Origin of the sequence: Sorangium sp. So ce296 (assembly GCF_051529605.1) — a bacterium.
In the GTDB taxonomy this organism is placed as follows: domain Bacteria; phylum Myxococcota_A; class Polyangia; order Polyangiales; family Polyangiaceae; genus Sorangium; species Sorangium cellulosum_D.
The window spans coordinates 1,774,495-1,789,439 of sequence record NZ_CP150325.1; the positions used below are offsets into that span (position 1 = coordinate 1,774,495).

Here is a 14,945-nt window from a genome sequence, read left to right on the forward strand (position 1 = left end):
GCGCCGCCGTCCGTTCCGAGCCCCCCATATCACGCGCTCCGGCGCGCCACGATGGCAGGGAACGATCGCCCCCTGAGCTCGTCCGGCGTGAGGCCGGTCCGCTCCGCCGCCTCGCCCTCGGTCATCGCGCCCGCGCTGATCGCGCGCAGGAAGAAGCGCAGCAGCCCCTGCCCCGTCGCGGCGTCGTCGAACACCGTCCCGGCGACGGTCGCCTGGGCGGCACGCTCGATGAAGCTCCGCAGCCGGGCGGCCGTCGCCTCGACGCCCTCCAGGAAGAACGCGTAGGTGGCCGCGTAGCGCACGGGGAGCTCCGCCGGATGCAGATCCCAGCCCTGGTAGTAGCCGCTCGCGAGCGCGCGACGGACGTGCTCGTACTTCAGCCGCCAGGCGCCGACGACCGCGCGGCGGTTGTCCTCCGCCTGCTGCGGCGAGAGCGGCGCCCCGCCGGGCCGCGCGCGGTGCGGCGCGACGGGCAGGATGTTGCTCGCGCCGTCGGAGAGCCAGACCCCGGAGCCGGCCAGCGCGACCTGCATCACGTGCCGCGCGAAGTCGCACGCGGGGTGGGCGAGGTGCTGGTGGGCGGCCGTGATCTCGCAGCTCGCCGTGTAGTCGTACGCACCGAAGTGCGCCGCGACGCACCGCCCGCGGGCCGCCTCGACCAGCCCGGGCAACGCGATCTCGCCCCGCGGGCCGATGATCGAGGCCGGCGTCTCGACCATCAGCTCGATCCGGATCGAGCCGGCCGGCACCCGCAGCGCGGCCTCGAGCGCGTCGAGGGCGTCCGCCAGCGCGGAGACCTGCTCGGGCGCGGCCACCTTCGGCAGCGTCACCACGAAGCCGGGCGGGAGCGCGCCGCCCGAAGCGGCGACGAGCGAGGAGAGGAAGAGATCGAGCGTCCTCAGGGCCCGCTCGGCGCACCCGTCGCCGAGCGGCTTGATCCGGATCCCGAGGAACGGCGGCAGGCCGCCCGCGGCCATGCCGAGGGCGACCTCGCGGCCGGCGGCGGCGGCGTGCGCGTCCTCCTCGTGCCCGGGGCGCACGCCGTAGCCGTCCTCGAAGTCGATGCGCAGATCTTCCACGGGCTCGCGGCGGAGCTTGTCGAGCACGCGCGCGTGCACCGCGTGCGCGAGCCGCGCCGGGCCGGAGGCGCCCGCTGCCGCGCCGCCGCCGGCCTCGATGGCGGCCGAGAGCGCGAGCGCCCCGGCGCCGTCCCCCGGGAGCCCGTCGGCCCCCGGCAGGCCGATCGCCCGCGCGAAGGCGGCGAAGTCGGGCGCGTGCTCCTCGACGGCGCGGAGCGCCACGGCCCCGAGCTTGCGGGCCGTGTCGGCCTTGAACAGGTGAGCGCCGCCGTAGACGGTATGGACCGGCTGACGCGCGCCGGCGCCATCGAGCCCAGGGTGGTCGCTGCGGAGGCGCGCGAGGGCGCCGCGCAGCGCATCAGGGGAGAGGCTGGTCTGGAGCATGGCGTGCACGCGATAGGTGAGAGGTGGGTCGGGTGACAGGTGAGGCGACAGGTGGGACGCACACGAGAGGCCGCCTGACTCGGCACGTCAAGTCGCGCTCGCGCCCGTCGCGACGAGGCGCCATGCTGCGGCCGCGGCGCCCGAGCGAGCCCGAGGAGCGCTCGGGCGCGCGGCGCGAGGGCGGGCCCGGCGCCGCCGTTGCGCGCGCAGCGCCCGGGGTGTATCCGTCGTTGGAGGGCTTCAATCGATGATGCGACGCAGAGACTTTCTTCGCGCCACCCTGGTAACCGCCGGCGCGGTGGTCGTGCCCACGGCCTGCTCGGAGGACGAGGGGGGGGCCGACGCGTGCGACGCGCACGAGGACGACGCGTACTTTCCCCAGTCGGTGGCCTCCGGAGACCCGAGGCCCGACAGCGTCGTGCTGTGGACCCGGCTCGTCGACAGCCAGCAGACGGCGGATGTCAACCTGGCGCTCGTCATCGCGCTCGACGAGGCGTTCACGCAGCTCGTGGCGCTCACGCCGACGTCCAGCAGCGCGGCCGCCGTGGGATCGACCAGCACGCGCCTCTCGGTGGTCGCCCGGGCGGACTTCGACCACTGCGTCAAGGTCAAGGTGAGCGGCCTGAACCCCGGGACGACCTACTATTACCGCTTCTACTACACGACAGGAAACGGCTGTGTCAGCTCGCGTATCGGGCGGACGCGGACGGCGCCGACGCCCGACGCGGACGTGCCGGTGCGCTTCGCCTTCGTGTCGTGTCAGGACTACGTCGGTCGCTACTACAACGCCTACGCGGCCCTGGCGAGAGAGCAGCTCGACTTCGTCGTCCACCTCGGGGACTACATTTACGAGACGACCGGCGATCCGAGCATCCAGACCCCTTCGGACGAGCGCAAGGTCACCTTCTCCGACGTGAACGGCGCGATCGCCTTCGAGCCGGCAGAGGCCGCCCCGTACCACGCCGCCCGGTCGCTGAGCAATTACCGGGAGCTCTACAAGACGTACCGGTCCGACCGGGCGCTCCAGCGGGTGCACGAGCTGTTTCCCATGATCGCCATCTGGGGCGATCACGAGTTCTCCAACGAGTGCTACGGCGCGACCGCGACCTATTTCAACGGCCGGCAGCCGGAGACGGACGTGGACCGGCGCAAGGCGGCAAACCAGGCGTGGTTCGAGTACATGCCTGTCGATTACCCGGCGGGCGACGACTTCAGCTACGACAGGACGGCCGACTACCCCCAGGACATCACCATCTACCGGGACTTCACCTTCGGAAAGCACGTCCACCTCGTGATGACGGATCTCCGCACCTACCGCGCGGATCACCTGATCCCGGAGGACGGCTTCCCGGGGAAGGTCATCGCGAAGCAGGCGGAGCTCGTGGCTCGGCTCGGAAGCGAGCCCGAGCACATGGGCCCCTACTTCGACGATATCGACGCCGAAGACTTGTACGCGACGGCGCTGGAGGAGGCCGCGCCCGTGCTCGGCTTCGATCCGAGCCTCGGGTTCGCGCAGGACGAGTCGCCCCGCTCCATCAGCGCCTCGTTCGTCAACGCGATCGTGGCGAAGCTGAACGAGCAGCGGTCAGCAGGAGAGCAGCTGCCCCTCCTCACCAGAATGGATTTCGCTGATATGGAAGTCGGGATCGCCTACGTCGATCTCGGGAAGCACGTCGACTTCACGCTCGAGAAGCCCGATTTCTACAGCGCGTTCGGGTCGCGCCACTTCGTGGTCAAGGAGACCTTCGATGCGACCTCGCGGTTCGTGTACGATCCGTCCACGGGGAGCGACACCATGGTCATGGGGGAGGCGCAGCTGGCCTGGTTCAAGGACACGATCAAGGAGTCGAAGAGCACGTGGAAGGTGTGGGGCAACGAATACTGCCTCTCGCAGCTCGCCATCGATCTCACGCCGTCCCGCGCGGAGGACGACCCGCTCAAGCGGCGCTTCTACCTGAGCTGCGACGGCTGGGACGGCTTCCGCGAGCAGCGGAACGCGCTGCTCAGCGAGATCGCGACGGCCGGCAACGTGGTGGCGATCACGGGCGATCTCGGCGCCTTCCTCGCAGGGACGCCGGCGGTGGACCGCGCCGACGCCGAGCCGGCGAAGATCGTGGAGTTCGTCGGCGCCGCGATCTCGTCGGCCACGTACCAGTCGCGGCTGCAGAGGCAGATCGCCAGCCATCCGCTGCTGAAGCACGCCATGGGCGCGGAGAGCATCGCCGCCGACATCGACAACTACCTCGTCGAGAAGGGCGTCCCCGCCCCAACCAATCCTTACCTCGCCTTCAGCAACGCCAGCAGCAACGGGTTCTGCATCGCCGAGGCGAACGCCGACGAGTTCGTCGTGAGCATGCACATGCTCCCCGCAGACGCGCTCGCGAAGCCCCTGTACGAGGAGGCCGACGCGGCGACGCTCGACGGCCAGATCACGATCGCGCGGTTCAAGACGACGGGCGGGTCGACGCTGTACGAGGAAAAAGAGGGCACCTGGAAGGAGTGGAGCCCGGCCACGGCGAGTGAAGGCAGCTGACCCGCGGCGTCCCCCCGGCACGCCGGCCGCGGCTCGCTTCACCACGGCGCGGCCGGCCGCGCCGTCGTGAAGCGAGCCGCGGTCGCGCGCCGCGGCTCAGCGCGCCAGCATCACCACGGTGCCGTCGCGGCACGCGATCGCCATCCGCTCCTCGCCCGCGGGGACGACGGCGACCGGGGCCGCGCAGACGCGCTCGGCGGCGATCGAGACGTTGCCGTCCGCCTCGACCACGCCGGCGCGGCCGCTCGCCCGCACGAAGCCGACGCGGCCCGCGCGGTCGATCACGACCGGCGGGCTCGGCTTCGCGTCCACCGGCCCGAAGAAGCCGGAGAGGCCACCGTCGGCGGGCGGGGCCGCGAGCGCCCGGTCGATGGGGACCCGGAGCGCCTCGTTGCCCGAGGGGTCGACCCCGACGAGCAGGCCGGCGGTCGAGAGGACCACGGCCACGCCGCGGGCGCCGATGGCGGGCGGCCCGTCGAGCGCGCCGAAGGCGCCGCCGACGCGGACGCCGGCGGTCCCGGTCGGCAGATCCAGCGCGACCAGGCGGCGGCCGTCGACGACCGCGAGCAGCGTGCGGGCGTCGGCCAGCGCGGCGCCGCGCCGGGGCAGGCCGCCGAGGGCGCCGAGCCGCCTCGGCGCGCTGGGCGGACGCCACGTCAGCACCGCGCCCGACTCGGTGGTGACGAGCGTGCCGTCGGGGCCCGCGAGCAGGGCGCCGGTCGCGCGATCCGGGAGCTCGGCGCGGGCGCGCACGCTGCCGTCCGCGGCGAGCTCGACGAGGGCGCGCCCCGCGGCCGCGACGAGCCCGCCGTCGTCGAGCGCGAGCGGCGTCACGTCGGCGTCGCGCCCGCGGAGGCCGAGGGGCACCGCGAAGCGCACGCCCCCCGCGGGCGTGAGCCCGACGGCGAGGCCGGACGAGGTGATCAGCGCGATGGTGCCGTCGCTCGTGATCGCGGCGGGCGCGAGCGGCGCGCTGTCGCCGATGCGCACGCGCCAGCGCTCCCGGCCGTCGGCGCCGAGCTTGACGACCTCGGGGACGGTCAGCGTGAGGACGAGATCGCCCGCGGCGTCGGCGAGCGGCGCCGCGTCGATGCCGCCGCGGAGCTGCTTTCGCCACACCTCGCGCGCGGGGAAGGGCAGCCGCGCCGCGGAGCGGCCGGTGCGGCGCGCGTCGAGCCGCTCGCTCGGCGCGAAGCCGCGGGGCGCGCCGACCACGATCGTGTGCGGCCGGCTCGTGTCCACCGCGTCGGCGAACGCGAACGGCGCCGCCGCGGGGAGCAGGGCCGCGGCTGCGGCGAGGCCCACCCTGGCGAGGCGGCGCGGCAGGCGCGGGCGGCGCTCTGTCGGGCGCGCGGCGCTCACCGGGCGCCCTTCACGGTGAACTCGACCCACACCTCGGGGATCTCGGCGCCGCCCGGCGCGACGAACGGGGGCGCGACGCTGCCGTAGGCGGTGAGGACGTCCCCGCGCTGGGCGGGGTTGTCGGCGCCGTGGACGAGGCGGACCTTGCACGCGTCCGACGAGCGCGCCGCGGCGCCGGCGCCGGCGGCGGTCGCGCCGGCCTTGCAGCCGGACGTCCGCGGCATCGAGAGCAGGATCAGCGTCGAGTATCCCTGCCGGCGCGCCTCGAGGACCTCGCCGGTCAGCGCGATCGGCTTGCCGATGACGTCCTTCCCGCCCGCGGCGAGCTCGACGTAGCCGATGGGGTTGCGGCCGGCGAACTCCTTCGCGGCGGTCTCGAGCCGGTCGACCCGGCGCACCGCGATCTTCGCGATGCGCGGGGCCATGCCCTGCATCTTCGCGCGCACCTCGAACTGGGTCGCGCCCACGGACGAGACGTTCATCACGTGCGCGAAGGTGCCGTCGGGGCGGACCGTGATCGGGTGCGCGCCGGCGAAGAGCTGGGCACCGCGGGCCGTGCGCCCGGCGAGCACGAAGCTCTCCTTGTCGATGACGACGCTCGGGCCGGGCGCCTCGATGCCGAGCGGGACGATGCCGACCGCGACGCTCACCACGCCCTGCTCGCGCGGGCCATCGGGCGGCGCGACGGTGTACGGCACCTGCCGGCTCAGGGTCTTCGTCTCGTCCGAGAGCCCGGTGACCGCCTCGGTGACGTCGATCGACTCGATGGCCCGACCGCTCGCGAGCGCGACCTCCTTGCCGTCGAGCGTCACCTGCGTGCCCTTGCTCGCCTCGACCACGACCTGGATCGAGGGGCGCTCCCCCTGCAGGGTGCCGAGGTCGGGGCGGATCCGGTACGCGACGTGGATGGAGACGCCGACCGTCTCATCGCGCCCCCTGCCGGGCCGGTCGATGGCGACCTTCATGTGATTTTCGCCGACGGAGAGCGGGCTCGCGAGCGGGATCTGCGCGACGCGGCCGGCGATGGTCGCGCGGCCCTCGCCGATGGAGACCGCCGTGCCGTCGGGGCAGCTGTCGCACCGGAGCTCGATCACCTCGCGGCCGCCGGCGTCGGCGCGGGCGCGCGCGGTCACCGGGGGTGCGCTCGGCCAGAGCAGCGCGAACAGGACGGCGCCGAGCGCGAGCACGCCGCCCGCGGCGACGACCACGACGGCCCGGCGCGACGAGCGCCCGCGCCGCTGCGGCGGCGCCGGCGCGAGCCGCTGCTTCAGGCGGTGCGGGCGCATGAGCACCGGGTTCCGCAGCTCCGGGGCGCGGAAGCGCACCGGGGCGATGGTGGCGCCGAGCTCGCCGGCGGGCTGGTAGCGCGCCTCGAGGTCGGGATCCGGCCCGGGGTCGGCCGGGGCGCCGGGCGCGAGCGGCGCGATGCCGGGCCGGGCGACGCCGACCAGCGTGCGGGACGCGGCCGGCGGCGGCGCCGGACCGCGTGCCGCGAGGCTCGGAGCGAGGGGCACCGTCTGATCGAGGAGCTGCGCGCCCGGCGGCGGGTAGACCGGCGCGCCCGGGGCCGCGTACGCCGGCGCGCCCGGCGGCGGGTAGACCGGCGCGCCCGGCGGCGCCGATGCATCGAAGCGCGCTCGCGGCGCGGCTGCCCCCGGCGTCCCCGCGGCGAGCGTGCCCCCGGACAGGCGCGGGTCCGCCTGTCCGGGCGGCGGGCCGAAGGCCGCGGCGGGCATGCCGACGATCGTGCGAGAGGCGGCGCCCGGCCCGCCGGCCACGGGCGGCAGCGCGGCCTTGCCGTGGCCCGCGCCGCCCGGATCGGCCGGAGCAGGCGGCCCCTGCCGGAGCAGATCGGGGAGCGCGACGCCGACCATGGTGCGGGCCGCGGGCTTCAGATAGCCCGCGGCGCCGCCCGGCAGCGCGAGCGCGGCGCCGCAGTGCGGACACACGTTCGCGCCCTCGGGGATCGGTTTCCCGCAGTGCGGGCAGTGCATGGGCGCCATGGTAGCGAGGAACCGCGGCGCGGTCAGGCTCCGGGCGATCCGGCGCGCGCGCGGCGCCGTCCTCGCGGCAGAAACGACGGCGAATCCACGGGACGGCGCCCCGCGGCCGCGGCGCCGGCGCGCCGCGCAACAGTTGGCCCGCGGCCGACAGGTACGCTAACGCGGACGTATGCTCGCGAAGCGCATCATCCCGTGCCTCGACGTCAAGGACGGCCGCGTCGTGAAGGGCGTCCGCTTTGTGGGGCTGCGGGACGCCGGCGATCCCGTCGAGGCCGCCCGTCGTTACGACGCCGAGGGCGCGGACGAGATCACGTTCCTCGACATCACCGCGTCGCACGAGAAGCGCGGCATCATCCTGGACGTCGTGGCGCGCACGGCGGACGTGCTGTTCACCCCGCTGACGGTCGGCGGGGGCGTCAAGTCCGAGCAGGACATCGAGGCGCTCCTCCACGCCGGGGCCGACAAGGTGGCGATCAACACCGCCGCCGTGAACGATCCCGACCTCGTGCGGCGCGCCGCGGACCGGTGGGGCACGCAGGCGATCGTGGTGGCGATCGACGCGCGCCGGATCCCGGATCCCTCGCGCGTGGCCTGGACGGTGGTGACCCACGGCGGCCGGCGCGATACGGGGCGCGACGCGGTCGCGTGGGCCGAGGAGATCGCGCGCGCGGGCGCCGGCGAGCTGCTCGTCACGAGCATGGACCGCGACGGCACGCGGGACGGGTACGACCTCTTGCTGACGGCCGCCATCGCGCGGGCCGTGCCGGTCCCGGTGATCGCCTCGGGCGGCGTGGGGAACCTGGATCACCTGCGCGCCGGGCTCGTGGAGGGCGGCGCCGACGCCGCGCTCGCCGCGTCGATCTTCCACGACGGCGAGTACACGATCGGCGAGGCCAAGGCGTACCTCGAGGCGGCGGGGGTGCCGGTCAGGCCGGCGCGCGCGGGCGGCTCGAGCGGCGCGGCGGCGCGGGGGCGCTCATGAGCGCCTGCGTCACGCTGGAGGAGGTGCTCGCGGCGGCGCACGCGCGGTGCGCCTCGCTGGTGCCGGAGACGTCGGGCTACCTCGCGCTGGCGGTCGGCGACGCGACGTCGCGGCTGCCGCTGCGGCTGGACGATCGCGCGGTGCTGCTCACGACCGAGGGCACGGTCACGGTGCGCTCGCGCGGCGAGCCGGTGGCGCCCGCCGAGGCGGCGCGGCTGCTGCGCGATCTGCTCGCGCGGCTGCTCTCGGCGTCGGCCGGGAGCATGCCGAACCTCGCGGCGACGGCGCGCCCGCGCCCCGCGTCCGAGCAGGACCCGGACGCGGTGGCGCGGGAGCTCGAAGCCGCGCTGATCCCGGTGAACCGCAACGCGGCCCGGCGCGCGCTGGCGCGGCTCGCCCGCGAGACGCTGCGCGCCAAGGAGGCCGGCCGGCTGAGGCGCGCGCGGGCGGAGGTCCAGGAGAGGCCCGCGGCCCAGGGAGCGAGCGAGGGGGTGAAGCCGCCGCCCGCGCGACCGGAGCGCGCGCCGCATGCCGAGGCCGCGGTCGCGCCGCGCGAGGCGGCCGCCGAGATGGCGCGCGACGAGGCCGCCGCGGCGCGCGACGAGGCCGCCGCGGCGCGCGACGAGGCCGCCGCGGCGCGCGACGAGGCCCCGGCGCCGGCGCCGGCGATCGTGGAGCTCACCCTCAGCCCGGGGCCGGTCGCGCCTGCGATCGTGGAGCTCACCCTCAGCCCCGGGCTGGTCGCGTGCGAGACCGCGGGGCGTTCGCTTTCCCCCGCGATCGCGGGCGAGGTCGCTGGGACCGCCGCCGTCGAGCGGTCACCCGAGCGCGCCGCAGGCGCCGACGAGCATGCCGGGGCGCCCGAGCCTTCCGCCCACGCCGCCGCGCAGACCGACGCGGTCGAGCCTGCCGCACACGCCGCCGCGCAAGCGGAAGCTTTTCCGGAGCCCACGCCGACCGTCGTGCAGGCGGTCGTGGAGGTCGAGGCGGACGGAGCGCCGGCCGAGATCCCGCTGATCCCGGAGCTCATCGAGCCGGCGCGGTCGATCGCGCCCGTGGCGCCGATCGCGACGAGCTCGCCGATCGCGCCGGCGGTGGAAGCGGTTGCGCCTGCCGAGGCGCGCGCCGTCGTCGCCTCCTCGCCGGTCGTCTGCGGCGCCTCGGCGTACGGGGAGGCGCTCACGAGCCCGGAGGGGATCGAGGTGTTCCTCGTCGACTTCTCCCCTGCCCCCGCCGTCGTCGAGTCTCCTCCCCGTGAGCCGACGCCGACCCAGTCCATCCTCGTCGAGTTCTCGCCGGATCCGGCCGGCGTCGTCCCGCTCTCGCAGGAGCCGACGCCGACCGTGGCCACGGCCGTCTGGGCCGAGATGGTGGCGGCCGAGGGCGCCGTGGCGGCCCCTCCGGCGGAGGCGACCGCCGACGTGACCGACGTCCCGCCGGAGGCGGTCGAGACCGCGCGCGCGCCCGACGTCCCGCCGGAGGCCGTCGAGACCGCGCGCGCGCCCGACGTCCCGCCGGAGGCCGTCGAGACCGCGCGCGCGCCCGACGTCCCGCCGGAGGCCGTCGAGACCGCGCGCGCGCCCGCCATTCATTACAAGGTCGAGGAGGCAGCAGCTCTCCAGGTCACCCCGGCGTACGGCGGCTGGCGGCTCGTCCATCGGGAGCACCTCGGCGGCCTGCCCGTGGGTCCTCGAGCGGCGACCGCGTCGGTCGAAGAGACGCCGGCGGCGCGGCACACGCTGCCTTGGCCGCTTCCGGCGCCGCGCAGCGACGACGCTCTGCCCGCGCCGGCCTCCGCGCCCCTGGCGGCTCCTGCCCTGCCGGCCGAGGCATCGCTCGCGATGGAGGCCGTGGCCCCGGTGTCGGCGCCCGACGTCGTGCCGCCCGCGGACGCAGCTTCCGCCGATCCGCCCGCGGACGCAGCTTTCGCCGATCCGCCCGCGGACGCGGCGCCGGCCGATCCGCCCGCGGACGCCGCTCCGGCCGATCCGCCCGCGGACGCCGCTCCGGCGGAGGAGCCGTGCCCGGCCGGCCTCGGTCCCATCGACGCCATCGTGTGGAGCGCCTCGCGGCGGTCCCCGAGCGCGCGCCCCCCGGCGGACGGCGCCGGTGCTGGCGCCTCCCGGGTCGACGAGCTCGTCGCGCGCTTCGTCGCGCAGTCGGAGCACAGCGCGCAGCGCCGCGCCGCGCGCAGCATGAAGGCGCTCGCGGGCCTCGACCTCACCCTCACGCCGCCGCCGGTCGCATCCCTCTCCGCGAGCGCCGCGCTCGCCCTCCCGGGCTCGCGCTCGCCCCTGGCTGGGGCGGAGCGTCCCGTTCCGTCCGAGCGCGCCGCGCCCGCAGCCGAGCCGCTCGCGCTGGACGAGGACAGCAGGCCGCCTGCGCCCGTGGTGACCCCACGCCGGAGAGGTCTGTCCTTGTGGCTCGCGCTCGTCGCGCTCGCGCTGCTCTGCGCCGGGCTCGCCGGGACGCTGCGGCCCGAGCTCTTCGTGTCGATGGCCGAGCCGCTCGCGCGCGTCGCCCTCCGCGTCGTGCCGCACGCGGAGGCGAGGACGCCGCCCCCTCACGATTGACGTTGCCCCGGAGGAGCGACGACACTCGTCGCCATGCAAGAGCAGAGCATGGCGATCGTGAAGTCGCTCGTGAGCGTGGCGTGGGCGGACGGCGAGTTCCACGACGCCGAGCGCGAGATGGTGGAGGGGCTGATCGCGGCGTTCGAGGCGAACGAGGATCAGGCCAAGGAGATCCGCGCCTACGCCGCCGAGCGGAGGACCCTGGACGACGTGCCGCTCGGCGAGCTCGGCGGCGAAGACCGCCGCGCGCTGCTCCAGCACGCGGTGCTGCTCACCTTCGTCGACGGCGAGCAGCACGACGCCGAGAAGCAGTACATCGCCGCGCTGTGCAAGAAGCTCGAGATCTCCGAGGCCGAGTCCGAGCCGATCATCCAGGCAGCCGAGGCCCGCGCCCGGCGCCTCCTGACCTTGCTCTGACGTGGCCGGAGCGGCTGGCGCGCTGCGGCCCGCGATGGCTACTCCAGGACGGCGGCGTATCGCCCGCTGGGCGTGACGATGACGTGGGCCTGGAGCGGGACGTTCAGCTCATGGGAGAGGTGGCGCAGCTCGTGGGTCATCGCGTGGTCCTCTCCGGTCGGCGTCGGATCGCCGCTCGGGTGGTTGTGGGCCAGGACGAAGCTGATGGCTGCCATGTCCAGCGCAGCGCGCAGGATGGTCGCGCGGCCCGCGCCAGCGGTGTGCGCCGTGCAGGGCGACAGCGCCCGCTGCACCGCGACGTGACACGGCTGCTCCTGCCCCTCTGAGGAATCCCCTCAATTTTTCGGGGAATTCACGTGAAGACGGGAAGCAAAATCTCTGGGAATTCTTCTTGCCTTCCCGCCTTCATGTTCAATTTCTCGTAGGAATCGGCCACAAAGTGAGGGGATTTGTCAGCCTGCCCCTGGCTGCGCTCGATGACGGAGCGGTCCTTGCGCGTGATCCTCACGGTCGTCTGCAGCCCATCCGGATCGATCGCCGACTCCGGCCTGTTCCCCGCATACGCATACGCGTGCAGCGACGCCTGGATGCAACTCGGATCCGGGCTGATGCACCTGCCGCTCTCCGGGTCGTAGTACCGGTAGCGGTTGTCGTAGAGCCCCGTCTCCTCGTCCTCGTACTGCCCCGGGAACCTGAAGCTCGTCGCGCCGCGCGACGCGTCGCTGACCCTGCCCCAGGCGTCCATCTCGATCTCCGCCAGCACCTTCCCCTGTGCCGACGACCTGGCGGAAGTACCGGAGGTGGCCGTGCTCGTCGCGCAGCACGTAGCACCCGTCCTCGCGCGCGATCGAGCGCGCGGGCGACAGCCGGATCGACTGCCCCGGCTCCAGGCTCGGGATCGGCTCGCGCGTCCCGTCGCCGCGCCACAGCGCGAGCCCCCGCCGCCGCTCCTCGATCTCCCACGCCAGCGCGTGCGTCCACCCGAAGCCGAGCCCCACGTCGCGCTCGATCGCCGCCGCCGACGACGAGCACTGCCGCGCGATGACGAGCCGCATCGGCGCGGGCAGCACCAGATCCACCACCGGCACGGTGAACACCCGCCCCGTCGCCACATCGACCGGGTCGCCGGCCGTCGTCTTCCCCGCCGCGGCCGTGCGCGGGGTTCGGGCAGCCGCTGCCCGAGCGACCGCCGTGGGTCATCGCGGTAACGTGCGTGTCTTTCGCTGGCGCGCCGGCCGGCGCTTCGAGGTTGCCAGGAGGCGCTCCTGGATCGCTGCTTGCGTTTCGCGGGGCAGCGTCGCGAGATACTCCTGCGACAGCGCGCGGAGCGTCGTGTCCGGCAGGGCAAGCACCGCCTCCGCCTCGCTCAGCCCCGCGAGGCGCTGCTCGGGCGCGAGCCCCGCGAGGCGCTGCTCGGGCGCATACGACCGCAGCACCTGCTCCGGCTCGTACGACTGCAGCACCTTTTCGGGCGGCAGCCGCGCGACGATGCGTGCCAGCGCCTGCTCGAAGCTCTCGAGGACCCGCTTTTCGTCCTTCATGTGCCGCTTCCTCTGCCCCGGCAGGGGATGCCGGACCTGCTCGACATGCTCCAGCAGTGCCCAGAACACCGCGATCTCCTCGGGGGAGAGCGCCGGGATGCCGCCGGGGTCGGCGACCATCCCAGGCGTCACAGTGTACAGCAGATGCTCGCCCGCGCGAGCGGTCGCCGGGACCGTCTCCACCACCCGCAGCGGGAAGACGCCGAGCCGTCCTTCGTGCGTGCCCGGTCCGGTCGTGGCGAGCGCGCACCCGAGCGATCTCAGCGCCCCGAGGAAGCGCTGGGTCACGCGGGGCGCGACGACGCGCAGCGCCACCGCGGCGGGGTCGTCGATCTCGGCGACGACGAGGTACTGGAGCGCGTAGGCGAGGAGCATGCGGGCGTCATCGCGCTCCAGCTCGTCGGTCGGCCCCTTGAAGTGCACGAGCGTGTGCTCGGCGAGCTCGCCCACCACGCTCGTGAGCAGGCGCGGCACGGGCGGGGCGCCCCGGCGGCGGCGCCGGAGGATGACGATGTCGACGCGGAGCGGCTCGCGCGCGAGCTGGAACTCCGAGATGCACTGGTACCAGCCCTCGGGCACCACGTGCTCCAGGAGCGCGACGAGCACCGGGTGCCAGGCGGTGTAGACGCGAGCACGCCGCTGTCGCTGCGCGGCTCGCCCGTCGCGCGTCGTCGCTGCGCGCTTGCCCCTCGCCATGCGGAGCAGCGCTACCACGGACGCCGCCCGCCGGCGACGTCGTGGCGTGACGCGGTGAGCTCGGCGACGTCGTGGGAGCCCCGCGGCGCTCGGCTACTCCAGGACGGCGGAGTATCGCCCGCTGGGCGTGACGATGACGTGGGCCCGGAGCGGGACGTTGAGCTCATGGGAGAGGTCGCGCAGTTGCTGGGTCATGGCTTCGTCCTCCGCGGTCGGCGTCGGATCGCCGCTCGGGTGGTTGTGGGCGAGGACGAAGCTGACGGCTGCCATGTCCAGCGCAGCGCGCAGGATGGTCGCGCGGCCCGCGTAGACGGCGTCGTCGACACCGCGAGCGAGCATGCGCGTCTCGCGCACGCGGCCATGGCTATCGAGCGACGCGATCCAGAGCTCCTCGTGGACGAGGGAAGCGAGCTTCGGGCCGAAGGTTCGCGCCACGCGCGCGGCGTCGGTGAGGAGCGCGCCTCGGCGAGCGCGCGCGGCGTGAGCGCGGCGGCCGAGCTCGAAGGCCGCGGCGAGCCGGGTGGCGTCCAGGAGCGCGATCTGGGTTCGCTCAGCGAGCGCCGCGGGAGAGAGACGACCGAGGGACGGGAGGGCGGCCGTGCCGAGGATGCGCGGCCCCACGGCCGGGATGCCGAGCACCATCTCGATCAAGCCGGCCTCGGTCGCGGTCGGGATCTCGGCCGCCGTCTCGGCGGGCGCGTCGACGGGGGCGGTGCTCATCGCGGCCACCTCCGCCGGCGTGTGAGGGCTCGGGCGAAGAGGCGCCGCGCGAGGCGGAGCCGCGTGGCGACGGTCGGCCTCGGGATCGCGAGCGCTTCGGCGATCTCGCGCATCGTGAGGCCCGTGGCGGTGAGCGCCAGGACGTCGCGCAGCTCCGCGCGGAGGCGGTGGAAGGCGCGGAGCAGCCCGCGCGCCACGAGGCGCGGCTCCGGAGAGGGAGCTGCGAGGGCAGAGAGCCGGTCGGGATCGACCGCGGGCACCTCGTGCCGGCGGTACGCCTTGTCGCGGTGGTGCGACGCCTGCCGCAGGGCGACCGCGGCCAGCCAGGCGCGCAACGCGTCGCCCGGCGGCTGATCGGGCGACGGCCGGAAGCGGCCGGCGCGCATGCTGCAAAAGGCGCCGAGCACGGTCTCCTGCGTGACGTCGTCGAGATCCGCCGCGCGAATGCCGCGGGTGCGCAGCGTGCTGCGGATGAGCGGGCGCTGTTCGAGGAGCGCGGCGGCTTCGAGATAGACGGCGGGGTGAGCTGGCTGGTGTCGGGGCTCGGGCGGGCGGGCGAGCCGGCCGCGAGCCGTGGAGCGCGGGCGGCGGCGTGAGGGCGGATCGATCTCTTGGCCCTGTTCGGGGCGTGGACGTACTCTTTCCATGTCGGACC

Annotated in this window: 11 protein-coding genes and 2 pseudogenes; 4 read left to right on the plus strand and 9 right to left on the minus strand. The window is 74.9% G+C overall.

Annotated elements, in window-relative coordinates:
• Positions 1–29: 29 nt before the first annotated feature.
• Entirely contained in the window at positions 30–1,463 is a 1,434-nt protein-coding gene (locus tag WME98_RS06715; RefSeq protein WP_437950536.1) for a DUF6986 family protein, read from the minus strand.
• Between the two features lie 247 nt (positions 1,464–1,710).
• Between WME98_RS06715 and WME98_RS06720 the strand changes: the two genes are divergently transcribed.
• A complete protein-coding gene (locus WME98_RS06720) occupies positions 1,711–3,996 on the plus strand; it encodes an alkaline phosphatase D family protein (RefSeq protein ID WP_437950537.1) in 2,286 nt (761 codons plus the stop codon).
• Between the two features lie 96 nt (positions 3,997–4,092).
• On the opposite strand, the gene WME98_RS06725 is transcribed toward WME98_RS06720, so the two are convergent.
• Together WME98_RS06725 and WME98_RS06730 are read right to left on the minus strand one after the other, a co-directional pair.
• Complete coding sequence (locus WME98_RS06725) at positions 4,093–5,358, minus strand: hypothetical protein (RefSeq protein ID WP_437950538.1); 1,266 nt, start codon at positions 5,356–5,358, stop codon at positions 4,093–4,095.
• Complete coding sequence (locus WME98_RS06730) at positions 5,355–7,352, minus strand: zinc ribbon domain-containing protein (protein ID WP_437950539.1); 1,998 nt, start codon at positions 7,350–7,352, stop codon at positions 5,355–5,357. Before WME98_RS06730 ends, WME98_RS06725 begins: the two co-directional genes overlap by 4 nt.
• Positions 7,353–7,530: 178 nt before the next feature.
• Here WME98_RS06730 and hisF point away from each other — a divergent pair, with 178 nt between their 5' ends.
• Genes hisF through WME98_RS06745 form a run of 3 tightly spaced genes read left to right on the plus strand, consistent with a single transcriptional unit; the run spans position 7,531 to position 11,333 of the window.
• A complete protein-coding gene (gene hisF / locus WME98_RS06735) occupies positions 7,531–8,343 on the plus strand; it encodes an imidazole glycerol phosphate synthase subunit HisF (protein WP_020738902.1) in 813 nt (270 codons plus the stop codon).
• The gene (locus WME98_RS06740; protein WP_437950540.1) at positions 8,340–10,916 is read left to right on the plus strand and encodes a hypothetical protein; all 2,577 of its coding nucleotides are present in this window, start codon (positions 8,340–8,342) and stop codon (positions 10,914–10,916) included. Before hisF ends, WME98_RS06740 begins: the two co-directional genes overlap by 4 nt.
• 33 nt (positions 10,917–10,949) lie before the next feature.
• A complete protein-coding gene (locus WME98_RS06745; RefSeq protein ID WP_437950541.1) occupies positions 10,950–11,333 on the plus strand; it encodes a TerB family tellurite resistance protein in 384 nt (127 codons plus the stop codon).
• 38 nt (positions 11,334–11,371) lie between these two features.
• Here the strand turns inward: WME98_RS06745 and WME98_RS06750 are convergent.
• The 6 genes and pseudogenes from WME98_RS06750 to WME98_RS06775 form a co-directional block, all read right to left on the minus strand.
• Positions 11,372–11,581 (minus strand): annotated as a pseudogene (locus WME98_RS06750) (JAB domain-containing protein); the annotation flags it as partial.
• A gap of 104 nt (positions 11,582–11,685) precedes the next feature.
• Positions 11,686–12,096, minus strand: coding sequence for an RHS repeat-associated core domain-containing protein (locus WME98_RS06755; RefSeq protein ID WP_437950542.1), 411 nt, complete (start codon positions 12,094–12,096; stop codon positions 11,686–11,688).
• Positions 12,097–12,298: 202 nt separating this feature from the next.
• Positions 12,299–12,445, minus strand: a pseudogene (locus WME98_RS06760) (DUF6531 domain-containing protein); the annotation flags it as partial.
• 84 nt (positions 12,446–12,529) lie between these two features.
• A complete protein-coding gene (locus tag WME98_RS06765; protein ID WP_437950543.1) occupies positions 12,530–13,588 on the minus strand; it encodes a hypothetical protein in 1,059 nt (352 codons plus the stop codon).
• Between the two features lie 75 nt (positions 13,589–13,663).
• Positions 13,664–14,290, minus strand: coding sequence for a JAB domain-containing protein (locus WME98_RS06770; protein WP_437950544.1), 627 nt, complete (start codon positions 14,288–14,290; stop codon positions 13,664–13,666).
• Complete coding sequence (locus WME98_RS06775) at positions 14,287–14,937, minus strand: sigma-70 family RNA polymerase sigma factor (RefSeq protein WP_437950545.1); 651 nt, start codon at positions 14,935–14,937, stop codon at positions 14,287–14,289. The genes WME98_RS06770 and WME98_RS06775 overlap by 4 nt, the downstream gene beginning before the upstream one ends.
• Positions 14,938–14,945: the final 8 nt, after the last annotated feature.